This is a genomic window from Streptomyces sp. NPDC002676 (assembly GCF_053592455.1).
In genome coordinates, this window is record NZ_JBSFVT010000001.1 from 1,256,087 (window position 1) to 1,278,578 (window position 22,492).

Consider the following 22,492-nt stretch of genomic DNA (forward strand, 5'->3'; position numbering starts at 1 on the left):
GGGAGGGAGGCCGGAATGCGCCGCAAGGCAAGCCTGGTCCTGCTCGCCTGCGCCGTGTTCTGCGCGGCGCTGTCCCCGCTGCTGCGCTGGTACGCCTTCCCACGCCTGGCCCGCATCCCCGCGAACCAGTACCAGGACATGGTCTTGGAGGCCAGGGGAGCGACCCTCCTCGACTACGGCACCATGCGCGCCAGGAAAGTCTCCAAGGTGACGATCGTGCAGACCCTCAAGGGCGACGTGGAGTCGGCGAAGAAGGTCGGCAGAGCGGCGGGCCGGCCCGTCGTCGTCTGGGACAGCCTGTCCTACGTCCAGGGCCCCGACGGCAAGATGGTCTCCAAGATCCCGGAGCGCTACATCTTCGACGCCCACAGCCAGGACCCCGTCCACGCCACCGGCGAGTCGGTCGACGGCGACCCGGTCCGCCGGGACGGCCTCGAGTTCAAGTTCCCGTTCCTGACCCAGAAACGGGACTACGAGTACTTCGACGCGCAGACCCGCACCGTCAACCCCATCCACTACAAAGGCACCAGGCACTTCCGCGGCCTGAAGGTCTACTTCTTCGAACAGACCATCCCCTGGACCAAGGTGCGCCTCCCGAAGGCCATGCCCGTGCAGGGCATCACCCCCGAGTCCGTCGCCAGAACCGGCACGACCCGCTGGTACACCACCGTCCGCACGTTCTGGGTCGAACCGGTGACCGGGGCGCCCGTCTACGCCGAGGAACTGCACAAGGAGGAACTGCGCGGCGGCACGCTCCTCGGAGGCCGGGACAGGGTCACCGCGTTCGCCGGAGACGTGAAGATGCGCGAGGACTACATCGAGCACACGGTCGCCCTCGTCAAACACAACCGCACGCTGGTCCTGCTGCTGACCTCGTACCTGCCCCGGGGCCTCCTGACCCTCGGCCTCCTGCTCCTCGCGCTCTCCCTCTACCTGGAGGCGCGCAGCCGACGCCCGGCGGACCCGGCCCCCACGGAGGCGACGGAACCCGAGCCGGTCAGCGCCTGAACCCCGCGTCCCGGTCAGCCCCTGAGGCGCGCGTTGGTGTGCCGGGTGGGCTCGGCACCGGCCGGGTCCTCGGGCCACGGATGCTTCGGATAGCGCCCGCGCAGCTCCGCGCGTACGCCCTTGTAGCCGTCCTTCCAGAAGGAGGCGAGGTCGGCCGTCACGGCGGCGGGCCGCCCGGCGGGGGAGAGCAGATGCACGAGCAGCGGCACCCCCGCCACGGCCGGCGTCTCCTGCAGGCCGAACATCTCCTGCAGCTTGACGGCGAGGACCGGCCGCTCCGGGTCCTGGTAGTCGATCCGAATTCTGGACCCACTCGGCACGGTGATCCGCTCGGGCGCCAGCTCGTCCAGCCGGGCGGCCTCCCCGCCCGCCCACGGCAACAGCCGCGCGAGCGCCTGCCCGGCGTCGATCCGTGCCAGGTCCGCCCGCCGCCGGGCCCTGCTCAGCTCCGGCTCCAGCCACTCGTCCACGCGCGCGTGCAGCGCCTCGTCCGACACGTCCGGCCACGGCTCCCCGAGATGCGCACGCAGGAACGCCAGCCGCTGCCGCAGCACCTGCGCCTCCGGCGACCACCGCAGCAGCCCGAACCCTTCGAGCCGCAGCCCTTCGAGCAACGCCTCGCGTACGAGACCGGCTCCGACCTGCTTCAGCGGCCGTACGGCCAGCTCGACGGCCCCCAGCCGTTCGACACGCCGGGCCACGACATCCCCGTCGGCCCAGTGCACCTCGTCCCGCTCCTCCAGCAGCGCCCCGGCAGCGGCCCGCGCCACGTCCTCCTGCACGGCAGCCCCGAGCCGCACACGCGCGTGCCCCTTCCCCGAGGGCCGATCGGCAACGGCGACGACGATCCAGGGCGCCCCACGCAACGCCGACCCCTCCGCCGGCTCGGCCCGAGTCCCGGACGCCATCAGGTACGACCCCCCGTCCAGCCTGGCAACCCGCTCGGGAAACGCGAGGGCGGCAACAACCCCGACCAGCCTGTCGTCCCCGGCGTCGGCCAACCCACCCGTCCGCACCGCGGTTGCGGTGAGCGAAGAAGCCCCGGCGGTCGTCTCGACCGGAAGAGAGCCACGGGCCGGTGGATGGGCGAACTCCGCGGAGGCGGACTGCAGGCGCCGCACCTCCCTTGCCCACCGGCCGGCGTAGGTGTCGCCCCCGCGCCGCGCGCGCCGCAACGCACCGGCGAGGTCGTCGCCGTAGTCGCGCGGCACCTCTTCGGAGAGCAGGGCGACAACCGGGGCACCCTCACCGGAGGTGTCCAGGAGCGCCCGGCCCAGCCGAGGGTGCACCCCCAGCCGGGCCAGCCGTACACCGACCTCCGTGGCCCGCCCGACGGAGTCCACCGCCCCTACCGCTGTCAGCGCCGAGCGCGCCGCCGTCATCGCCCCGCCCGGCGGCGGATCCAGCAACGCCAGCCCGGAGGCGTCCGGATCGCCCCAGCAGGCCGCCTGAAGCGCGAACGCGGTCAGGTCGGCCACCTTGATCTCCGGCGCCGGAAAAGCCGGCAGACGGACGTCCTCGGCCTCCGCCCAGCACCGGTACACCGCACCCGGCGCCTGCCGCCCGGCCCGGCCCGCCCGCTGCCGCCCGGCCGCCCGCGACGCCCGTACCGTCGTCAGCCCGCTCAGCCCGCGCGCATGGTCCACCCGCGGCTCCCGCGCCAGCCCCGCGTCCACGACCACCCGCACCCCGGGCACGGTCAGCGACGACTCCGCCACGGACGTGGCCAGCACCACCCGCCGCCGCTCCCCGCCCGCCAGCACCGCGTCCTGCACGGCCGCCGGCGCCCGCCCGTGCACCTGAAGCACCTCGACGTCACCGAGATCCCCGAGCTGCCCGGCCACGCGCGCGATCTCGCCCACGCCCGGCAGGAAGCACAGCACGTCCCCGTCCCGCTCGGCCAGCGCCCGCCGCACCACCGACGCCACGTGCGCCAGCAGCGCCGGATCCACCCGCATCCCGTACGGCGGCCGTACCGGACCCACCGGGGGAGCCCACACCACCTCGACCGGGTGCGAGACACCCTTCGCCTCGATCACCGGCGCCCCGCCGAGCAGCCGCGCCCAGCCCTCCGCGTCGGTGGTGGCCGACGCCGCCACCAGCCGCAGCTCCGGCCGCAGCGTCTGCCGTACGTCCCACAGGAACGCGGCCACCGTGTCGGCGTCCAGATGACGCTCGTGGCACTCGTCGAGCACCACCACGTCCACGCCCGGCTGCTCCTGATCGCGCTGCAGCCGCTGCAGCAGCACACCGGTCGTCACGACCTCCACGCGCGCGCGGCGCCCCACGACCCGCTCGCCGCGCACCGTGTAGCCGACGCTGCCGCCCACCTGCTCGCCCAGCAGCCACGCCATCCGCCGGGCCGCCGCGCGCGCCGCGATCCGCCGCGGCTCGGCGACCACGACCCGCCGCGCGGGACCGCCCCCGACCAGCCCGGCCAGCACGAGCGGCACCAGCGTCGTCTTGCCGGTGCCCGGCGGCGCCACCAGGACGGCGGTGCCGTCCCCCTCCAGCGCGTCGGCGAGAGCGGGCAGGGCGGTACGCACGGGCAGCGCGTCCAGGGCGTCGTAACGGATCACGCCCCTAGTGTCGTACGACCGTGAAATCACCCTTCACGCGCGCGGACGCGCAGGTGTACGCAACGGGCAACGGATTCAGTCCCGCTCGCACACGAAGATCGCCGTCCCCGGTATCAGGTTCCCGCGCAGCGGGGACCAGCCGCCCCACTCCGCGGTGTTCCAGGCCGGCCACTCCGGCTCCACCAGGTCGACCAGCCGGAAGCCCGAGGCCACGACGTCCCGCACCCGGTCGCCGATGGTGCGGTGGTGCTCGACGTACACCGCCCGGCCCTCCTCGTCCTGCTCCACGTAGGGCGTGCGGTCGAAGTACGACGAGGACACCGACAGCCCCTCGGGGCCCGGCTCGTCCGGGAAGGCCCAGCGGATCGGGTGCGTCACCGAGAAGACGAACCGGCCGCCCGGCCGCAGCACCCGGCGCACCTCGCGCAGCACCAGCCGCGGGTCGCCGACGAACGGCAGCGCCCCGTACGCGGAGCACGCCAGGTCGAAGGAGCCGTCCGCGAAGGGCAGCGCGCCGGCGTCGGCACAGACGAGGGGAAACGATCCGCCGATGCGCAGCGCGTGCTGGAGCTGGCGGTGCGAGAGGTCCAGGGCCACCGGGTGCGCGCCCTGGGCGGCCAGCCAGCGCGCGCACTGCGCCGCGCCCGCGCCGATCTCCAGGACCCCCTTGCCCTTCAGGTCCTCCGCCGGGCCGAGCAGCTCGGCCTCCACCTCGTCCAGGCCCTCCGGGCCCCACACGAAGCGGTCGTCGCCCAGGAACGTGCCGTGCTCGACCTGGTACTCGTCCGCGTTGCGGTCCCACCAGCCCCGGTTGGCACGGGCGCTCTCCGCGACCCCGGCGTCACGCCGGGTGGCTTCCGGTTCGAACTCCTCGGACCCTTCGGGTTCGAACGCTTCAGGCTCTTGGATGATCGGCTCCCTCGTCGTACTCTTCCGTGCAACCCGCCGGGCGCGCGTGTCGCTGTGCAGTGTCGCCACGCGTGTCACAGGAGGGGTCCCGCAGCCCTGCGCGGCCTCCTGGGACGATTTCTTGTGCCGGGAATGCGGTGATCCGCCCCGGGTGTGCGCCTTCGCGCATTGACCCTGCCCGGCTGCCCCCGTATGCTACAAGTTGCGCTGCGGGCCTGCGCACCTCAGACGTAGCAGGCTGCGCTCGCATCTGTTGTATGTCCCCTCGGTTCTCGAGGCGCCATCACCAGTTTGTGCTGGTGGGGCGCTTCCTTGGCTGTCCGGCTTCATCAGAGCGAAACGGGCTCCCGGCGTAAGCAGTACCTACGACTTCATGTCCGTACCGGAGCCCTTTCCCACATGACGAGCAGCACCGAGACCACCGCCACCACTCCGCAGGTTGCGGTCAACGACATCGGTAACGAGGAAGCCTTCCTCGCCGCGATCGACGAGACGATCAAGTACTTCAACGACGGCGACATCGTCGACGGCGTCATCGTGAAGGTCGACCGGGACGAGGTCCTGCTCGACATCGGTTACAAGACCGAAGGTGTCATCCCGAGCCGCGAGCTCTCGATCAAGCACGACGTCGACCCGAACGAGGTCGTCGCCGTCGGCGACGAGATCGAGGCCCTGGTCCTCCAGAAGGAGGACAAGGAAGGCCGCCTGATCCTCTCGAAGAAGCGCGCCCAGTACGAGCGTGCCTGGGGCACCATCGAGAAGATCAAGGAAGAGGACGGCATCGTCACCGGTACCGTCATCGAGGTCGTCAAGGGTGGTCTCATCCTCGACATCGGCCTCCGTGGCTTCCTCCCGGCCTCCCTGGTCGAGATGCGCCGCGTCCGCGACCTCCAGCCGTACGTCGGCAAGGAGCTCGAGGCCAAGATCATCGAGCTGGACAAGAACCGCAACAACGTGGTCCTGTCCCGCCGTGCCTGGCTGGAGCAGACCCAGTCCGAGGTCCGCCAGACGTTCCTCACGACCCTCCAGAAGGGTCAGGTCCGTTCCGGTGTGGTCTCCTCGATCGTCAACTTCGGTGCCTTCGTGGACCTGGGTGGCGTGGACGGTCTGGTCCACGTCTCCGAGCTGTCCTGGAAGCACATCGACCACCCGTCCGAGGTTGTCGAGGTCGGCCAGGAAGTCACCGTCGAGGTCCTCGACGTCGACATGGACCGCGAGCGCGTCTCCCTGTCGCTGAAGGCGACCCAGGAAGACCCGTGGCAGCAGTTCGCCCGCACCCACCAGATCGGCCAGGTCGTGCCCGGTAAGGTCACGAAGCTGGTTCCGTTCGGTGCGTTCGTCCGCGTGGACGAGGGCATCGAGGGTCTGGTCCACATCTCCGAGCTGGCCGAGCGCCACGTGGAGATCCCGGAGCAGGTCGTCCAGGTCAACGACGAGATCTTCGTCAAGGTCATCGACATCGACCTCGAGCGTCGCCGCATCAGCCTCTCGCTGAAGCAGGCCAACGAGTCCTTCGGTGCCGACCCGGCCTCGGTCGAGTTCGACCCGACCCTGTACGGCATGGCCGCGTCCTACGACGACCAGGGCAACTACATCTACCCCGAGGGCTTCGACCCGGAGACCAACGACTGGCTGCCGGGCTACGAGAAGCAGCGCGAGGAGTGGGAGCGCCAGTACGCCGAGGCGCAGGCCCGCTTCGAGCAGCACCAGCAGCAGGTCATCAAGTCCCGCGAGGCCGACGCGGCTGCTGCCGCCGAGGGCGGCGAGGCTGCGGCTCCGGCCGCGACCGGCGGTTCGTACTCCTCCGAGGGCGCGGACACCTCCGGCGCGCTGGCCTCGGACGAGGCGCTTGCCGCTCTGCGCGAGAAGCTGGCCGGCGGCCAGAGCTGAGCTCTGCCACTGAGGCTTAGCCGATAGCCGGCTCTGAGGGGCCGTACCTTTCGAGGTGCGGCCCCTCAGGCGTTTTCCGGGGTCCCTTCGGCTCTTCTTCGGGCGCGCCCCCCTGGAGCTGCGGTTGCCCGCACCTTCGTTCGTATCCTCTTCGTGAGATCGCTGATCAGCGGCGCGTCGCGGGAATGCCCCTGCTCCAGGGCGTGTTGTCGATGAGGAACACGAGGAGGAGCGGTCACAGTGCTTGATCCGCAGGGTTTGTACGCATGGGAGCCGAAGGGCCTCGCCGTCGTCGACATGGCGCTCGCCCAGGAGTCGGCCGGACTTGTCATGCTCTACCACTTCGACGGATACATCGACGCGGGCGAGACCGGCGACCAGATCGTCGACCGGCTCCTCGACTCGCTGCCCCACCAGGTCGTGGCCCGCTTCGACCACGACCGGCTCGTGGACTACCGTGCCCGCCGCCCGCTGCTGACCTTCAAGCGGGACCGCTGGACCGAATACGAAGACCCCGCCATCGAGGTCCGGCTCGTCCAGGACACCACCGGCGCCCCCTTCCTGCTGCTGTCCGGCCCCGAACCGGACGTCGAATGGGAGCGGTTCGCCGCGGCCGTACAGCAGATCGTGGAGCGGCTCGGCGTCCGCCTGTCCGTGAACTTCCACGGCATCCCCATGGGCGTCCCGCACACCCGCCCCGTGGGCCTCACCCCGCACGGCAACCGCACCGACCTCGTCCCCGGCCACCGCAGCCCCTTCGACGAGGCCCAGGTGCCCGGCAGCGCCGAGTCGCTCGTCGAGTACCGCCTCATGGAGGCCGGACACGACGTCCTGGGCGTCGCCGCGCACGTCCCGCACTACATCGCCCGCTCCCCGTACCCGGACGCGGCCCTGACCGTGCTGGAGGCCATCACGGCCGCCACCGGCCTGGTCCTGCCCGGCATCGCACACTCCCTGCGCACGGAGGCGCACCGCACGCAGACCGAGATCGACCGGCAGATCCAGGAGGGCGACGCGGAGCTGACCGCGCTCGTCCAGGGCCTGGAGCACCAGTACGACGCCGCCGCCGGCGCCGAGACCCGCGGCAACATGCTCGCCGAACCGGTCGACATCCCCTCGGCCGACGAGATCGGGCTGGAGTTCGAGCGCTTCCTGGCCGAACGCGAGGGCGACAACTGACCTCCGCCGATTCCGCCGTCAGCGGCAGGGCCTAAGCTTCCGCTCATGCTGAAAGTGGGCCTCACCGGTGGAATCGGCGCCGGCAAGAGCGAGGTGTCGCGGCTGCTCGTGGAACACGGCGCCGTACTGATCGACGCCGACCGCATCGCGCGCGAGGTCGTCGCGCCCGGAACACCCGGCCTTGCGGCGCTGGTCGAGGCATTCGGCGAGGACGTCCTCGCCGCCGACGGCAGCCTCGACCGCCCCCGGCTCGGCTCCATCGTCTTCGCCGACCCCGACAAGCTCGCCGTCCTCAACTCGATCGTCCACCCCCTGGTGGGCGCCCGCTCCCGCGAACTGGAGAGCGCCGCCGACGACGACGCCGTGGTGGTCCACGATGTCCCGCTCCTCACCGAGAACCGCCTGGCGCCGCTGTACGACGTCGTGGTCGTCGTGGACGCGAGCCCCGAGACCCAGCTCGACCGGCTCGTACGGCTGCGCGGCATGACCGAGGACGACGCACGCGCGCGTATGGCCGCGCAGGCGACGCGCGAGCAGCGCCGGGAGATCGCGGACATCGTGATCGACAACGACGTACCCCTGGACGACCTCAGAAAGCGCGTGGCGCAGGTGTGGGACGACCTCGTGCGGCGGGCGGCAGCCGACGGCGCGGAATAGCGGTCCCCCGTCCGGGCGTTGAACCGCCGGAGAGAGGGAAGGACTGTGCCGTGCCCGAGACCAGCGGTCCGATCGGACGAACCCCGGAGACGCATGTCATCGACTTCCGCGCCGCCGAGCAACTGCTCAACGCGCGGGACCCGCGGGGCGCGGTGAAGCTGCTCGACGGAGTCATCGCCGCGCACCCCGAGAACACCGCCGCCCGCCTGCTGCGCGCGCGTGCCTTCTTCGCCGCCGCGCAACTGCGCCCCGCCGAGCTGGAATTCACCATCGTGCTGGAACGCGAGCCGGACAACGCCTTCGCCCACTTCGCGCTCGCCCGCACCTACGAACGCCAAGGCCGCCCCGACCATGCCATCCGCCACTTCCGGCTGGCCGCCGCGCTCGACCCCAACCCCGACTACCTGAAGGCCGCGCGCTTCGACGCGTGAGGCCGACCCCGCCCGTCACGGGTGACGGGGCGGCGGCTGCCGCCGACGGGGAGGCTGCTGCGGGTACGGCGGCTGCTGCGTATAGGGCGGACCGCCGTCCGGTGGCAGGCGTGGGGGGCGGCTCTCCGGCGGCCAGTACGGCGGTACGTCGGGGCCGGGCTGATAGTGCGGGCCCTCCCGGATGTGCCGGACGATCATCACCAGGTCGATGGTGATCACCAGCCACAGCACCCCGAAGGCCGCCGCCCAGCCGGGGCGCCCGACCAGCGCGAACAGGGCCGTGCCGAAAATCGCCCAGATCAGCCCCCACACGCTCAGCCAGAACCGCGCTCGCAGCGCACTGCGCGCGGTCGCCGGTTCACTGCCCGTACGCATAGGATCACCGTTCCTCCTAAAAACGTACTCTTCGCCGCAGACGTCCATCAAGCGCGGTCGTCATGGCCGGGACGAAGCCGGCCCGAAAGTTCCCGCAGCACCGGCGAATCCCTCGAACGAGTGAACTGCAGCAAGTAGGGAACGGCCCTACGACGCCCGGCCGTTGTGCGGGCATGACGATCAAAATGCGTGAGGGACACAGCGGAACAGGACCCGGTGCGATCACCCCGGACGGCTGCGCGGTCGAGCTGTACTCGCGACTGCCGGCGCGCGACGAACCGGACGTCATCGCCGCGGCGGTACCGGCCGGGGCACACATCCTGGAACTGGGCAGCGGAGTGGGCAGGGTGACCCACCCCCTGCTGGAACGCGGCTTCACGGTCACGGCCGTGGACGAGTCCGCGGAGATGCTCGCCCGCGTCCGCGGGGCGCGCACGATATGCAGCCCCATCGAGCACCTCGATCTGGACGAGGAGTTCGACGTGGTGATGCTCGCGTCGTTCCTCGTCCACGCCGCCGACGTCGAGGTGCGCCGGGGCCTGCTGCGCACCTGCGTCCGGCACGTGGCGGAGGGCGGCTGCGTGCTCATCCAGCGGGAGGGCGCCGACTACCACACCAACGTGCCGAGGGAGCGCGTCGACCCGGGCTTCACCATGCGGATCGTCTCGACGGAGCCGGTCGGCGACGGCGTGAACTCCGTCCTCGCCGAGTACGTCTTCCCCGACGCGGTCTGGACCCAGACCTTCCGGTCCCGCCTCCTGACCCGGGACCAGTTCGAAACGGCACTCGCGGAAGCGGGACTGGAGGTGGCCGAGTACCTGACCCCGGACGGGATCTGGGTGAAGGCGGTGCCGGTGGCGAGGTAGGGGGCCGAAGCCGGCAAGCCTCATGGCCTGCACGAGGATCGCGTGGGTGGCGATGAGTTTCAGGGGCGCGGTCGGTCTGTCTCGGTGACAGCAAGCAAGTTCGCATCACCCAGGAGACCCTGATGTCCGAGATCACCGCCCCCGTCGCCTCCTCCGCCGCTTCCGCGCCCTCGAGGCGTCCCTTTGCCGCTCACGCTCTGCGTGGTGTGCAGGTGCTGCTCGCCCTGTTCTTCGGGATCGCGAGTGCGCTGCCCAAGCTGATCGCGCATCCGTCGGCTGTCGAGTCCTTCGACAAGATCGGCTGGGGCAGTGCGGGCATGTACACCATCGGCGTCCTCGAACTCACGGGGGCAGTCGCGCTGTTGATCCCCGTGCTGCAGTCGGTGGCGGCGATGGCGCTGAGCGCGCTCATGGTGGGGGCGTTCATCGTCCAGCTCACCGTGTTCGACGGCCAGTACGCGGCGACCCCGCTGATCCTGATGATCCCGCTCATCGTGATCGCCCGGGCCCGCCGCGGGTACAACGCCCAGCTGCTGGGGCTGGTGCGGCGAGTGGGACGGCAGGCGTGACCCGTAGGCGAGAGCGTCGGTGACGCCGACCGGGCGCGGGGGCCCGGCCGACGTCATCGGCGTGTGTCACCGGAGGGGAGCGGGGTGGGAGGGGCGGGGGAGGAGGGAGGGGCCCCAGGTCAGCGGCTCCGGGGTCGGGCGCCGGGTCCGCCGGGTCCTCCCGGCCTTCCGGGTCCCCCCAGCCCTCCGGGTCCTCCCGGCCCTCCGGATCCTCCCGGCCCTCCAGGTCCACCGAGCCCACCGAACCCGCCCGGCCCGGCGAGGCCCCGGAGGCGTTCCAGTTCGCGGCGGTCGCGCTTGGTGGGGCGGCCCGCGCCGCGATCGCGCAGGCCGGCCGGGGCCGTGGCCTCGCGGGGCGGGGGCGGCGGGGAGTTGTCGATGTAGCACTGGACGGCCACGGGGGCGCCGACCCGCTTGCGGATCAGGCGCTTGACGATCACGACGCGTTCCCGGCCCTCGTGCCGCAGGCGGACCTCGTCGCCGACGCGCACGGAGTAGGCGGGCTTCACCCGCTCGCCGTTGACGTGGACGTGCCCGCCACGGCAGGCGGTGGCGCCCAGGGAGCGCGTCTTGATCAGCCGTACGGCCCAGATCCAGCTGTCGATCCGTACCGTCTCGCCGTTGGCCGGCCCGGCGGCCTCGGCGGCGGCCACCGCGGCGGCGACCTTGGGGTCGAGCGGCTGGGCAACGGCGGCGCCGGGGTTCTCGGCATCCCGGGCGGGGGCCGTCTCGCCCCGTCCGCCGGTGTCACGGTTCACGTTCTCGTCCGCATCCTCGGAAGCCATACGCCGACCCTAGCGCCCCGGGGCGGGCGAGCCGGAGGCGTTTTCCGGGGGCGCACCCGTCTCCGGTCAGGGAACACGAGAACGACGGGGAGAACCTTCGCCAGGCCGGAGCGGGCATACCGTGGCCCCATGGACGACAGCTGTGCCCTCGCTCGGCTCGACCGGCGTGTCGCCGAGTGCCGGGCCTGTCCCCGGCTCGTCGCCTGGCGCGAGGAGGCGGCCCGGACCAAGCGGGCAGCGTTTGCCGACTGGACGTACTGGGGGCGGCCGGTGCCCGGCTTCGGGCCCGCCGACGCCCGTCTGGTGATCATCGGGCTGGCGCCCGCCGCGCACGGCGGCAACCGCACCGGCCGCATGTTCACCGGTGACCGTTCCGGAGACGTGCTCTACCAGGCGCTGTACGACGTGGGGCTCGCCTCGCAGCCCAGCTCGGTCAGCGCCGACGACGGCCTGGAGCTGTACGGCGTCCGTGTCACCGCGCCCGTGCACTGCGCCCCGCCCGCCAACAAGCCGACCCCCGGTGAGCGCGACACCTGCCGCCCCTGGCTGGTCGAGGAACTGAAGCTGCTGCGCCCGACGCTCAGGGCGGCCGTGGTGCTCGGTGCCTTCGGCTGGCAGGCCGCGCTGCCCGCGCTCGCCGAGGCGGGCTGGACCGTCCCGCGCCCCCGCCCGGCCTTTGCCCACGGCACCCGGGTCGCCCTGGACCGCCCCGGTCTCCGCCTCGACCTCTTCGGCTGCTTCCACGTCAGCCAGCGCAACACCTTCACCGGCAGGCTCACCCCGGAGATGCTGCGCGAGGTGCTGCGCACGGCGGCGGACGCGGCCGGGCTGCCGTAGGTGGTGTTTTTTGATCTTGCCGGCGTCCCGGGCCCGACGCCTCAGGGGCGCCACACGTAGCGCACGTCCGGCTCCCGCTCCTCGTTGCCGCTGCCGTCGGTGAACTCCACGGCGGTGAAGCCGTGCCGCTCGTAGAAGCGGTGGGCGGGCTTGTTGACCTGGAAGGTCCACAGCGTGAGGCCACCGGGGCTGCGCTCCTTGGCGAGGGCGACGAACCGGTCACCGAGCCCACGGCCCCGCCACCCCGGGTCCAGATACAGCTGGGACAGCGACTCCCCTTCCAGGACCATCAGGCCCACGATCTCGCCTCCGGCTGCCTCCGCGACCCACGTCTCCCGCAGCGGGATCACGACGTCCCGGAAGTAGTCCCGCACCTCGTCGTCGGAGTGCGGCCGGACCACCGTCGGCAGCGCGGCGGCGAAGGACCGCAACCAGGCGTCGGCGGCGGCGCGCGCGTCCGCGGGCCCCGCCCGCCGGATGCCGACCGTCCCCCCGACCGTCCCCCCGACCGTCCCCCCGGCCGTCGCGTCGGCCGTCGCGTCGGCCTCCTCCGGGACCACGGCCGTCGCCGTGATCTCCACCAGCTGGCCGGGGTACCCGAGGCAGGCCACACCGAGCAGCGTGGACGAATGCGGGCCGAGGCTCAGCCCCGAGGCCTCGACGACCTTCCACACCGCGGCCAGTACGGCGGGGTCGGCGCTCACCACGTACACATCGGTGGCGACGACGTGTTCCAAGTCGCTGCCGACGGCCTGCAGTTGCTCCCGGAGGTTCGCGATGACCTGCTCGGCCTGCCGCAGCGGGTCGCCGGCCCCGGCCAGCGTGCCCTCGGCGTCGAGCGGTACGGCTCCTCCCAGGAACGCGAGCTTCGTGCCCGCCTCCACGACGGATGCGTGCGCATAGGTGGGCGGCGGGAAGAGGCCGGGCGCGTTCATTCGACGGATCATGGCGGCTCCTCGGATCGGGGCGTCGGGGCATCGGGAGGTCGGGCCAACAGGCCATCGGGACGTGGCAAGGGCCAACCTCCTGATGATCCGCACCTCGGCCGCCGGTCCGCACCCGATTTTCCGCTCGCCGGTCCACGACCTCGCCGCCACCGCCGATGTGCCGTCCGCCGTACGGGAGTTGGGGAGGAGCCCGCGTAGGCTGCCCGGTATGGACCTCGCCGACGGCCTCATCGACCATCCCTACGACGTCTACCGGCGCCTGCGCGAGACCGCGCCCGTGCACCGCGTCACCGGACCGGACGGCACCCCCGCCTGGCTCGTCACCCGGTACGAGGACGTCCGTGCCGCCCTCGCCGACCCCCGCCTCTCCCTGGACAAACGGAGCGGGGCCGGCACGTACAAGGGTCTCTCGCTGCCACCCGCCCTCGACGCCAACCTTCTCAACATGGACCCGCCGGACCACACCCGCATCCGGCGCCTGGTCGGCCGCGCCTTCACCCCGCGCCGAATCCAGCAGCTCCGCACACCCATCCGGCGTACCGCGGACCGGCTCCTCGACGCCCTCGGCACGCACGGCAGCACCGACCTGGTCGCCTCCTATGCCGCGCCGCTGCCGATCACCGTCATCTGCGACCTGCTGGGCATCCCGGAGGGGGACCGGCTGGACTTCCGGCAGTGGACCGATGTCCTCATGGCCCCCGACCCGGCCCGCCCGCACGCCGCCAAGGAGGCGATGGCGGCCATGCTCGGCTTCCTCACCGGGCTCCTCGCGGCCAAGCGCCGGGAGCCCGGGGACGACCTGCTCAGCGACCTGATCGCCGTACGCGACGAGGGCGACCGGCTCACCGAGGACGAGTTGATGTCCCTCGCCTGGCTCATCCTCTTCGCCGGGTACGAGAACACGGTCCAGCTCATCGGCAACGCCGTGCTCGCCCTCCTGCAACACCCCGACCAGCTCGCCGCCCTGCGCAAGGAGCCGGAGCGACTTCCCGCCGCCGTCGAGGAGTTGGCCCGTTACGAGGGCCCCATGCTGCTGGCCATGCGCCGGTTCCCGGTCGAGGACGTGACGATCGCCGGGGTGACCATCCCGGCGGGCGAGACGGTCTGGGTCTCCCTGTCCTCCGCCCACCGCGACCCCGCCCGCTTCCCCGACCCCGACCGCCTCGACCTCGGCCGCGACGCCACCGGCCAGCTCGCCCTCGGGCACGGCATCCACTACTGCCTGGGCGCACCCCTGGCCCGTGCCGAGGCCGAGATCGCGCTGGCCGCCCTGCTGGAGCGGTTCCCCGATCTGGCGCTCGCGGAGGGCGAGTTGCGCTGGCGCCGGTCGCTGCGGGCCCGTGGGCTGGTGGCGCTGCCGGTGACGTACTGAGGGCGTAGTGAACCGGTGTGCGGGTCGTGGCCGTGGCTGAGAGGCGCCGGAAAGATTCTTGGAATCGGCCGCCGTATTCCGATGAGTTCCGCTCCTGCCGGCGGTCACCATCCGGAACGACCGTCGGACAGGAGGGCCCATGTCGCTTCCGGAGATCGTCTCGCGCGAGCAGTGGCGCGCGGCGCGTGAGGAACTGCTGCGCAAGGAGGAGGCGGTCAGCAAGGCGTACGAGCAACTGGGCGCCGAACGGCGAAGACTGCCCATGGTCGAGGTCGACCCGGAGTACGTCTTCGAGGGCGGCGACGGCAAGGCCACCCTCCTCGACCTCTTCGAGGAGCGGGCCCAACTCGTCGTCCACCACTTCATGTTCGCGCCGGAGTGGGAGGCGGGCTGCCCGGGCTGCTCGGCCTTCCTCGACCAGGTCGGCCACCTCGCGCACCTGCGGGCCCGGCACACCTCGTTCGCGGCGGTGTCCCGGGCGCCGTTCACCCGGCTCCTGCCGTTCAAGTCGCGGATGGGCTGGGCGGTGCCCTGGTACTCGTCGTGCCACAGCGACTTCAACCTCGACTTCGAGGCGACCGTGGACCTGGGCGGGGAACTGGTCGAGCGGTCGGGCGTCAGCTGCTTCCTGCGGGATCGCGACCGGGTCTTCCACACCTACTCGGTGTACGACGACGGCCTGGACGGCCTCGGTACGACCGTCGGCCTGCTCGACCTCACGCCGCTCGGGCGCAGGCCCGTGGGCAGCGACCGGCTGCGGCTGCACGACGAGTACGAATACTGACGGTTCCGCTCCTTGTGCGGAGCGTGCCGAAGTGGTGTCGGTCATGTCTCAGTCCCGTCACTGCGCGAGGCGCTGGCCTGCTCCAGGGCGTTAACTCCTGACAACAGGACGCTTTCTGGAGGTGCAGGACGGTGAACGGGCGAACAGTGGTCGAGCGCTTTCCCGCCGGCGGTCCGCGAGGATCGTGGCCCGCGGAGGAGTTCGCGCACGCGCGGCGTCTGGAAGGCCTGCCCGCCGAGGTCGTGATGGACCTCGCGACGGACACGTTCCTGGTCATCGTGCGGGGTGGCGAGGGCGGGGGACTGGTGCCCGCGCCGTGAACCGCTGCGCCTGGAGCGCGTACGGCTCCGCGCAGAGCCCGCCGCTGTCGCCGGGGTGTACGACTTCGCCGGGCGGCCGGGGGCGGGGCGGGGCGCGTGGGGGAGTGCGGGGGCGCGAGGGGGGGGCGGGGGCCGGGGGTCGGGGCGGCTACGCCGAGACGGCCCGGGACCAGTCCGGGGTCGTGCCCGTCACCCGGCACAGGGCCAGGTACAGGGGGATCGGCGGGGTGTACGGGACCGTGCCCTCCGGGCGGTGGATGAGGCGGGCGATGCCGGGGACCAGCGCGCCGGGGGCGTAGTGGGCCGGGGCCGGCCAGGGGAGGGCGTCGTCGGAGTCCGCCGGAACGATCCACCACCAGCGGGCGCCGTCGGTGTACACACAGCCCAGGCGCGGCAGCCGCGGGGCGACGAGCGGGCCGAGGCGGTCCGGCACGGCCACGGCGTCGCAGCCGAGCGGGACCGTCATGCCCTCGGGCAGCGGCAGCCGGCGCGTCGTGGCTGTGTTCGTGGTGGCGTTCTTGGCCGTGATCGCGGTCATGGCTGCGGGTGCTGCCGGGGCCGCAGCGGGTTGCCGGCGCTTCAGACGCACCAGCGTGTCCAGGCCGAGCGGCCGGTCGGAACCCGTGGTGTGGCGTGGGGCGACATCGCTGATACGGGGCGCGCCGAGGCCGGCGGCGGGGTGTGCGACGACGCCTGGGCTCGTCGCGAGGTGCGGACCGGTAGCGTGGTACGCGCCGACTCCGGTGGCGGAGGTGGTGGCGGAGGTGTGGTGCGGGCGGCCGGGGCCGATGGTGCTGTTCACGGCAGCTCCTATGCGCTGTGCTGCTTCGGTTCCCATCCGCCGCGCTGCTGCGGGGGTGTCCGGCGCTGAACCGGGACCGGCCCGTCCTCGCGGGAGCCGTGCGAAGGGCTCGGCTCGTGCGAGCGGCCCGGGTCGTGCGAGGGGCTCGGCTTGGGCCGGGTGCCCCAGCCCAGGTCGTTGCGCGGTCCGGCGGTGTCGGAGGCCGCGTCGGTCTGGTGGGGTAGCTCGGCCCAGACCAGCAGTCCGGGACCGTGCTCCTGGGCTCCCCAGGCTTCGCACAGGGCGTCGACGAGCAGCAGGCCGCGCCCGCGCTCGTCGTCGGGCCGCTGCGGGGACGGGTGCGGATCGCCCGGCGCGCAGCCGTCGTCGCGCACGGCTATGCGCACCGTGTCGTCGTGGTCGTGCAGCTCGCACACGACGCGACTGCTCGCGGTGTGCACGATCGCGTTGGTGACCAGCTCGGATATGACCAGAGCCGCGTTGTCGCAGGTGTCCGCGCACACCGACCAGCCCGTCAGCCGGGCACGCGTCAGGCGTCTCGCCTGTGCGGGGGAACCCGGATGAGCGGCCAGCTCGAAGCGGAACCGGCGCCCGGCAGCGCCCCTGCCAGGGGCTGCTCCCGTGGTGGCACCGAGACCGGGGCGGTCTGCGGCGGCGTCTGTTCCTAAGGGCGCGGACGGAATCACGCTTGCCACTATCGCCCCGCCGCGAACACTTGGCAAGTGTCACTCTGAAAATTGCAGAGTGCAGTGTGACTCGGTCAGCGGCCGTGGCACACTGCTCGCAACAGCACGTCGAACGGCGCCAATTGGGATCGTCGCTGATCCGTCCGGATCTTCGAATGAATCTTCGAATGGCGCCGTAGGGCTGTCGTAGGGCTGTGCTCTCGTAGGGCAGTCGGGATCCGTTGCGGGATCCTCTGCGGGACTTCGGGTTTCCTTCGGTGGAGGTGGGAGCGTGAGCGAGCCGCGGTCCGCGCCGACCGTGGGTCAGGTCGTCCTTGGCCGGCGCCTGCTGGACCTGCGGGAACGTGCCGGTCTCAAGCGCGAGGAGGCCGCCCGTGTCCTCCGCGTCGCCCCCGCCACCGTCCGCCGTATGGAGATGGCCGAGGTCGCCCTCAAGATCCCGTACCTGCAGCTGCTGCTGAAGGCCTACGGCGTGCCCGACGACGAGGCCGACGTCTTTGTGCAGCTCGCCGAGGAGGCCAACAGGCCCGGCTGGTGGCAGCGGTTCCACGACATCCTGCCGGGCTGGTTCTCCATGTACGTCAGCCTGGAGGGCGCGGCCAGCCTCATCCGCTCCTACGAGCCGCACTTCGTCCCCGGGCTGCTGCAGACCGAGGACTACGCGCGCGGAGTGCTCAAGTCCGGTGCCATCGGGCAGACGAGCCCGGAGGACATCGAGCGCCATGTCGCGCTGCGCATGCAACGCCAGGACCTGCTCACCCGGCCCGACGCCCCCCGCTTCTGGGTGGTGATGGACGAGACCGCCCTGCGCCGCCCCGTCGTCGGGCCGGAGGTGATGCGCGCGCAGATCGACAAGTTGCTGGAGGCTACGAAGCTGCCCCATGTGACACTCCAGGTCGCCCCGTTCGTCAACGGGCCGCACCCGGGGACGTACGGGCCCTTCGTGCTGTTCCGGTTCGCCATGTCGGAACTCCCGGACATGGTCTACAGCGAGTACCTGACCGGAGCTGTCTACCTGGACGCGCGCTCCGAGGTGGGGACCCATCTGGAGGTCATGGACCGCATGGCGGCGCAGGCCGCCACGGCACAACGCACGAAGGAGATCCTCCGGGATCTCCGCAAGGAGCTGTGAATGGATCGCATCACGCCGCGCAGTCGCGTCTACAACGGCATGCCAGCACGGGAGTTGGGAAGCGAGGGGTGGCACAAGCCCTGGAGCGGCGGCAACGGCGGCAACTGCCTGGAGGCGATGAAGCTGTCCGACGGACGGATCGCCGTGCGCCAGTCCACCGACCCGGACGGCCCCGCGCTGATCTACACCACGGACGAGATGACCGCCTTCATCGAGGGTGCGAAGGCGGGTGAGGCGGACTTCCTGCTCACGTGAGCGATCCGTGCCCTTTTTATGACTTGCTCCATTTCCCTGACCCCGCCTCCTGTTACCTGGCCCACCTTGTTCCTCCCGATCCTTCACGGCCGTCATCCGGGCGGCGGCAGCACCCCGCACAGGGCCTCAACGGCCGCCCCGTAGGCGTGCTCCGCGGGCGTCGCGTACCCCACCACCAGGCCGTCGGCCGCTGCCGTCGCCGCCTCCGGATGCCGGAACGCGGCGAGGCCGTCGAGCGCGACGCCCTGCCAGGCGGCGGCCTTGACCGCGGACCGTTCGGTGCCGGGCGGCAGCCGCAGCACCGCGTGCAGCCCGGCGGCGACACCGGTCACCTCGATGTGCGGCGCGTGCGCGGCGAGCGCCTCGACCAGCCGATCGCGGCGGCGCCGGTAGCGCTGCCGCATCCGCCGCACATGGCGGTCGTACGACCCGGAGCCGATGAAGTCCGCGAGGGCGAGCTGGTCCGGCACGCTCGCCCACGCCTCCCGCTCGCCCTTCGCGGCGAGCGCGGGGCCGACGTACCGCTCCGGCAGCACCATCCAGCCCAGCCGCAGCGCCGGTGACAGGCTCTTGCTGACCGAGCCGATGTGGATCACCCGCTCGGGATCGAGGCCCTGGAGCGCGCCGACGGGCCGTCGATCGTAGCGGAACTCGCCGTCGTAGTCGTCCTCCAGCACCACCGCCCCGCGCCCGCGTGCCCAGTCGATCACCGCCGCCCGGCGCTCCGGGTGCAGCGGGCCGCCGGTCGGGAACTGGTGTGCGGGCGTGAGCAGTACGGCCCGCTCCTGCCCCAACTCCGTCACGCGCGCGCCGTGTTCGTCCAGCGGCAGCGGCACGGTCCGCACGCCGGCCGCCGCGAGCAGCCCTCGGTGGAAGCCCAGCCCGTACGCCTCCACGGCCAGCGGACCGCGCAGCACGCCACCGTTGCCTGCGCCGCCGTCGCCTGCGCCGCCTCCGGGCCCGCCCGGTGGCCCGAACAGCAGCCGCAGCGCGTGCGCGAAGCCGGAGCAGATCACGATCCGGTCCGGCGCGGTACGCACCCCTCGCGCGCGTGCCAGGTACTCCGTGAGCGCCTCCCGCAGCTCCCGGCGTCCGGCGGGATCCCCCGGCCCGAACGCCTCGTTGGGTGCCGCCCGCAGCGCCCTGCGGTAGGAGGCCGCCCAGGCCGCCCGGGGGAACGCCGAGGCGTCCGGCGTGCCCTGCCGCAGATCGTGCCGCGGCCCACCCGCGCGTGCGGGAGTCTTCACGGGCACCCGCTCGGCCTGTGGCAACGGCACGGCCCTCCCCCGCTGCCCGAGAGGCGTGGGAGGTACCCCCATCGCGACCCGGGTGCCCGAGCCCTGGCGGGCGGTCAGCCAGCCCTCCGCGACCAGCTCCGCGTACGCGTCGGCCACCGTGTTCCGGGCCATGCCGAGGTCGGCGGCGAGCGAACGGTACGGCGGCAGCCGTGTGCCCGGCGCCAGCCGCCCGCCACGCACCGCCTCCCGCAGCGCCCGGATCAGCGCGGCCCGCCGCCCACCCGGCCCCGACAGCTCCAGATGCAGATCGGCGCCGATCCGCTCCGCGGAATTGACCCATGATTCCGTCACAGAAATGCACCCTACGACAGGTCTTTCGACTGCATAGGTTGGGAGCCATGACGACGGCGAACACGACGACGAACACGACCTCGAACACGACGACGAACACGACCTCGAACACGACGACGAACACCACCCGGCCGACGACCGCGCTCGCCTCCGGTACGGCGGTCGACACCGCCGCGGGGATCGCCGCGGCCGAGGTCTCCCGCAGCCGCCTGGACTTCGCCAGGACCGCTCCGAAGGTCTTCCGCGCCCTCATCGGCTTCGACGCCGCCTCCCGCGCGGGCCTCGACCCCGCGCTGGTCGAGCTGATCCAGATCCGCGCCTCGCTCCTCAACCACTGCGCCTACTGCCTCCACATGCACACCAACGACGCCCGCAAGGCCGGTGAGAGCGAGGACCGGCTGCACATGGTCGCCGTGTGGCGCGAGGCGCGGCACTTCTTCACCCCGCGGGAACAGGCGGCACTGGCCCTGACCGAGGCGGTCACCCTCGTCGCCGACGGAGGCGTCCCGGACGAGGTCTACGCGGAGGCCGCCACCCACTTCGAGGACGAGGAACTGGCCCAGGTACTCGCCCTGATCTTCACGATCAACACCTGGAACCGCCTGGCCCTGGCCACGGCCAAGGTGGCGGGCACGGACGAACGGCGCCGCTGAGCAGGCCGCGCGCGGGCTGGGGGGCTCGGTGCGGCGCCGGCCGGCCGAGGCCTCACACCACCATCGGCCGGTCCCTCGGAGAGACCGGCGCCGGCAGCCGCGAACTCCCCGTCAGATGGCGGTCGACGGCCGCGGCGACCGCCCGCCCCTCCGCGATGGCCCACACGATCAGCGACTGCCCGCGCCCCGCGTCCCCGGCGGCGAACACGCCGGGGACGTTGGTGGCGTAGCCGTCGTCCCGGGCGATCGTGCCGCGCGGCTCCAGGCGCAGGCCCAACTGCCCGATGAGCCCGTCCTCCTGGTCGGGCCCGGAGAAGCCGAGGGCGAGCAGCACGAGGTCGGCGGGCAGCGTCCGCTCCGTACCCGGCACCGTCTGCCGCCGCTCGTCGACCTCGACGAGGTGCAACGCCCGCACATGCCCGCCCGCGTCCCCGGTGAAGCGGAGCGTGGACGCCGCGAACAGCCGCGCGTCCGCATCCGCCGCCGGAGCCGTCCGCAGGTCCCGCGCCTCCTCGTGTGCCGCCGACAGCCGGTAGACCTTCGGGTACGTCGGCCAGGGCTCGGCCTCCTCGTCGCGCTCGGCACCCGGCTGGGCGTAGATGTCCAGCTGGGTCACGGACGCCGCCCCCTCGCGCACCGCCGTCCCCAGACAGTCCGCCCCGGTGTCCCCGCCCCCGACGATCAGGACATGCTTGCCGGCGGCGGACAGCGGCGAGACCTCCAGATCCCCCTCGCACACCCGGTTGGCCAGCGGCAGGTACTCCATCGCCTGGTGTATCCCGTCCAACTCCCGACCGGGCACCGCAAGTTCCCGCCACGCCGTGGCCCCCGTGGCGATCACCATCGCGTCGTACCGGCTCCGCAGGCCGGACGCCGACACATCCCTTCCGACCGTCGTCGACGCGCGGAATCTGGTCCCCTCCGCCCGCATCTGTGCGAGCCGCCGCTCCAGATGCCGTTTCTCCATCTTGAACTCGGGGATGCCGTACCGCATCAGACCGCCGATCCGGTCGTCCCTCTCGTACACCGCGACCGTGTGCCCCGCCCGGGTCAGCTGCTGCGCCGCCGCGAGCCCGGCGGGCCCGGAGCCGATCACCGCGACCGTCCTGCCCGACAGCCGCTCGGGAGGCCGCGGCGAGGTGAAACCCTCCTCCCACGCCCGGTCGGCGATCGCACACTCGACGTTCTTGATCGTGACGGCCGGCTGGTTGATCGCCAGCACGCACCCCGCCTCGCACGGCGCCGGACACAGGCGTCCGGTGAACTCGGGGAAGTTGTTCGTCGCGTGCAGCCGGTCGCTCGCGGCCCGCCAGTCCTCCCGCGACACCAGGTCGTTCCACTCGGGGATGAGATTGCCCAGCGGGCACGCGTCGTGACAGAACGGGACGCCGCAGTCCATGCAGCGGTCCGCCTGTTTGCTGATGATGGGCAGCAGCGCCCCCGGGACGTACACCTCGTCCCAGTCCCGCACCCGCTCCTCGACGGGCCGCCGCGGCCACTCCTGGCGCGGCGTGGTCATGAACCCCTTGGGATCGGCCATGGTCGTCTTCCTCGCGTACGCGTACCGGAGGTACTGGGTGTACGACGGGCCGTGCGCCGCCATCGGGCGCCACTCTTCCGGCCACGATACGTCCGCGACGACGGCGGCGCAGAGCGGTCGGACAGCGCTTTCTGCCGAGGCAGGGCAGCGGCGGCGGTGACGACGGCATACGCGGGCCCGGGGGTGCCCGGGGTGCGCGGGCCCTGGAGGGACCGGGGTGCGCGGGCCCCGGGGGGACTGGCGTGCGCGGGCCCTGGGGGCACGGGGTGCGCGGGCCGACGGTCCCCGACGGAGGGCCGCTACCACCTCTCGGCGCTCGGCACCCCT

22 protein-coding genes and 2 pseudogenes are annotated in these 22,492 nt (G+C 72.4%); 14 read left to right on the plus strand and 10 right to left on the minus strand.

The annotated features are described in order from the left end of the window. The first annotated feature begins 15 nt into the window (after positions 1–15). Entirely contained in the window at positions 16–1,008 is a 993-nt protein-coding gene (locus ACWD3E_RS05940) for a DUF3068 domain-containing protein (protein WP_451386285.1), read from the plus strand. 14 nt (positions 1,009–1,022) lie between these two features. On the opposite strand, the gene hrpB is transcribed toward ACWD3E_RS05940, so the two are convergent. Both hrpB and ACWD3E_RS05950 read right to left on the minus strand, forming a co-directional pair. Then, a complete protein-coding gene (gene hrpB, locus ACWD3E_RS05945; protein ID WP_451386286.1) occupies positions 1,023–3,587 on the minus strand; it encodes an ATP-dependent helicase HrpB in 2,565 nt (854 codons plus the stop codon). A 75-nt stretch (positions 3,588–3,662) separates the two neighbouring features. Then, positions 3,663–4,565: a class I SAM-dependent methyltransferase gene (locus ACWD3E_RS05950; RefSeq protein ID WP_451386287.1), complete on the minus strand. Its 903-nt coding sequence runs from the start codon at positions 4,563–4,565 to the stop codon at positions 3,663–3,665. 330 nt (positions 4,566–4,895) lie between these two features. Between ACWD3E_RS05950 and rpsA the strand changes: the two genes are divergently transcribed. The 4 genes from rpsA (at position 4,896) to ACWD3E_RS05970 (ending at position 8,653) form a co-directional block, all read left to right on the plus strand. Further along, positions 4,896–6,386, plus strand: a complete 1,491-nt coding sequence (rpsA, locus tag ACWD3E_RS05955; RefSeq protein ID WP_023551529.1) for a 30S ribosomal protein S1 — start codon at positions 4,896–4,898, stop codon at positions 6,384–6,386. Between the two features lie 240 nt (positions 6,387–6,626). Further along, positions 6,627–7,565, plus strand: a complete 939-nt coding sequence (locus tag ACWD3E_RS05960) for a PAC2 family protein (protein ID WP_451386288.1) — start codon at positions 6,627–6,629, stop codon at positions 7,563–7,565. Between the two features lie 45 nt (positions 7,566–7,610). Next, positions 7,611–8,222, plus strand: a complete 612-nt coding sequence (gene coaE, locus ACWD3E_RS05965; RefSeq protein ID WP_451386289.1) for a dephospho-CoA kinase — start codon at positions 7,611–7,613, stop codon at positions 8,220–8,222. Positions 8,223–8,272: 50 nt separating this feature from the next. Further along, complete coding sequence (locus tag ACWD3E_RS05970) at positions 8,273–8,653, plus strand: tetratricopeptide repeat protein (protein ID WP_451386290.1); 381 nt, start codon at positions 8,273–8,275, stop codon at positions 8,651–8,653. A 114-nt stretch (positions 8,654–8,767) separates the two neighbouring features. Here ACWD3E_RS05970 and ACWD3E_RS05975 read toward each other — a convergent pair. Beyond that, positions 8,768–9,028: pseudogene (locus ACWD3E_RS05975) on the minus strand (DUF6343 family protein); the annotation flags it as partial. A gap of 173 nt (positions 9,029–9,201) precedes the next feature. Here ACWD3E_RS05975 and ACWD3E_RS05980 point away from each other — a divergent pair. After that, entirely contained in the window at positions 9,202–9,894 is a 693-nt protein-coding gene (locus ACWD3E_RS05980) for a class I SAM-dependent methyltransferase (RefSeq protein WP_451386291.1), read from the plus strand. A gap of 122 nt (positions 9,895–10,016) precedes the next feature. Next, entirely contained in the window at positions 10,017–10,463 is a 447-nt protein-coding gene (locus ACWD3E_RS05985) for a DoxX family protein (protein ID WP_451386292.1), read from the plus strand. Between the two features lie 119 nt (positions 10,464–10,582). Here the strand turns inward: ACWD3E_RS05985 and ACWD3E_RS05990 are convergent, their stop codons facing one another. Then, complete coding sequence (locus tag ACWD3E_RS05990; protein WP_451386293.1) at positions 10,583–11,248, minus strand: RNA-binding S4 domain-containing protein; 666 nt, start codon at positions 11,246–11,248, stop codon at positions 10,583–10,585. Positions 11,249–11,377: 129 nt separating this feature from the next. On the opposite strand from ACWD3E_RS05990, the gene ACWD3E_RS05995 reads away from it, so the two are divergent. Further along, entirely contained in the window at positions 11,378–12,085 is a 708-nt protein-coding gene (locus tag ACWD3E_RS05995; RefSeq protein WP_451386294.1) for a uracil-DNA glycosylase, read from the plus strand. Positions 12,086–12,126: 41 nt separating this feature from the next. On the opposite strand, the gene ACWD3E_RS06000 is transcribed toward ACWD3E_RS05995, so the two are convergent. Together ACWD3E_RS06000 and ACWD3E_RS06005 are read right to left on the minus strand one after the other, a co-directional pair. Then, complete coding sequence (locus ACWD3E_RS06000; protein ID WP_451386503.1) at positions 12,127–12,564, minus strand: GNAT family N-acetyltransferase; 438 nt, start codon at positions 12,562–12,564, stop codon at positions 12,127–12,129. A gap of 135 nt (positions 12,565–12,699) precedes the next feature. Continuing rightward, positions 12,700–13,263, minus strand: a pseudogene (locus ACWD3E_RS06005) (RidA family protein); the annotation flags it as partial. On the opposite strand from ACWD3E_RS06005, the gene ACWD3E_RS06010 reads away from it, so the two are divergent. From ACWD3E_RS06010 to ACWD3E_RS06020, 3 genes are all read left to right on the plus strand, one after another. Beyond that, positions 13,241–14,404, plus strand: a complete 1,164-nt coding sequence (locus ACWD3E_RS06010; protein WP_451386295.1) for a cytochrome P450 family protein — start codon at positions 13,241–13,243, stop codon at positions 14,402–14,404. The pseudogene ACWD3E_RS06005 and the gene ACWD3E_RS06010 overlap by 23 nt on opposite strands. Positions 14,405–14,543: 139 nt before the next feature. Continuing rightward, positions 14,544–15,188 carry a DUF899 domain-containing protein gene (locus ACWD3E_RS06015; RefSeq protein WP_451386296.1) on the plus strand — a complete coding sequence of 215 codons (645 nt, stop codon included), beginning with the start codon at positions 14,544–14,546 and terminating at the stop codon, positions 15,186–15,188. A gap of 131 nt (positions 15,189–15,319) precedes the next feature. Next, positions 15,320–15,508 (plus strand): hypothetical protein, encoded by a 189-nt coding sequence (locus ACWD3E_RS06020; protein WP_451386297.1) that lies wholly within the window; start codon positions 15,320–15,322, stop codon positions 15,506–15,508. Positions 15,509–15,656: 148 nt separating this feature from the next. On the opposite strand, the gene ACWD3E_RS06025 is transcribed toward ACWD3E_RS06020, so the two are convergent. Further along, complete coding sequence (locus ACWD3E_RS06025) at positions 15,657–16,046, minus strand: hypothetical protein (protein ID WP_451386504.1); 390 nt, start codon at positions 16,044–16,046, stop codon at positions 15,657–15,659. Positions 16,047–16,318: 272 nt separating this feature from the next. Next, positions 16,319–17,032, minus strand: coding sequence for an ATP-binding protein (locus ACWD3E_RS06030; RefSeq protein WP_451386298.1), 714 nt, complete (start codon positions 17,030–17,032; stop codon positions 16,319–16,321). Positions 17,033–17,267: 235 nt separating this feature from the next. Here ACWD3E_RS06030 and ACWD3E_RS06035 point away from each other — a divergent pair, with 235 nt between their 5' ends. After that, entirely contained in the window at positions 17,268–18,128 is an 861-nt protein-coding gene (locus ACWD3E_RS06035) for a helix-turn-helix domain-containing protein (protein WP_451386299.1), read from the plus strand. Beyond that, positions 18,129–18,383, plus strand: a complete 255-nt coding sequence (locus ACWD3E_RS06040) for a DUF397 domain-containing protein (RefSeq protein WP_451386300.1) — start codon at positions 18,129–18,131, stop codon at positions 18,381–18,383. A 92-nt stretch (positions 18,384–18,475) separates the two neighbouring features. Here ACWD3E_RS06040 and pdxR read toward each other — a convergent pair whose 3' ends face one another. Continuing rightward, positions 18,476–19,972, minus strand: a complete 1,497-nt coding sequence (gene pdxR, locus ACWD3E_RS06045) for a MocR-like pyridoxine biosynthesis transcription factor PdxR (protein WP_451386301.1) — start codon at positions 19,970–19,972, stop codon at positions 18,476–18,478. Between the two features lie 47 nt (positions 19,973–20,019). Between pdxR and ACWD3E_RS06050 the strand changes: the two genes are divergently transcribed. Further along, positions 20,020–20,625 carry a carboxymuconolactone decarboxylase family protein gene (locus ACWD3E_RS06050; RefSeq protein ID WP_451386302.1) on the plus strand — a complete coding sequence of 202 codons (606 nt, stop codon included), beginning with the start codon at positions 20,020–20,022 and terminating at the stop codon, positions 20,623–20,625. Between the two features lie 52 nt (positions 20,626–20,677). On the opposite strand, the gene ACWD3E_RS06055 is transcribed toward ACWD3E_RS06050, so the two are convergent. After that, positions 20,678–22,165, minus strand: a complete 1,488-nt coding sequence (locus tag ACWD3E_RS06055) for a glutamate synthase subunit beta (RefSeq protein WP_451386505.1) — start codon at positions 22,163–22,165, stop codon at positions 20,678–20,680. Between the last annotated feature and the right edge of the window lie 327 nt (positions 22,166–22,492).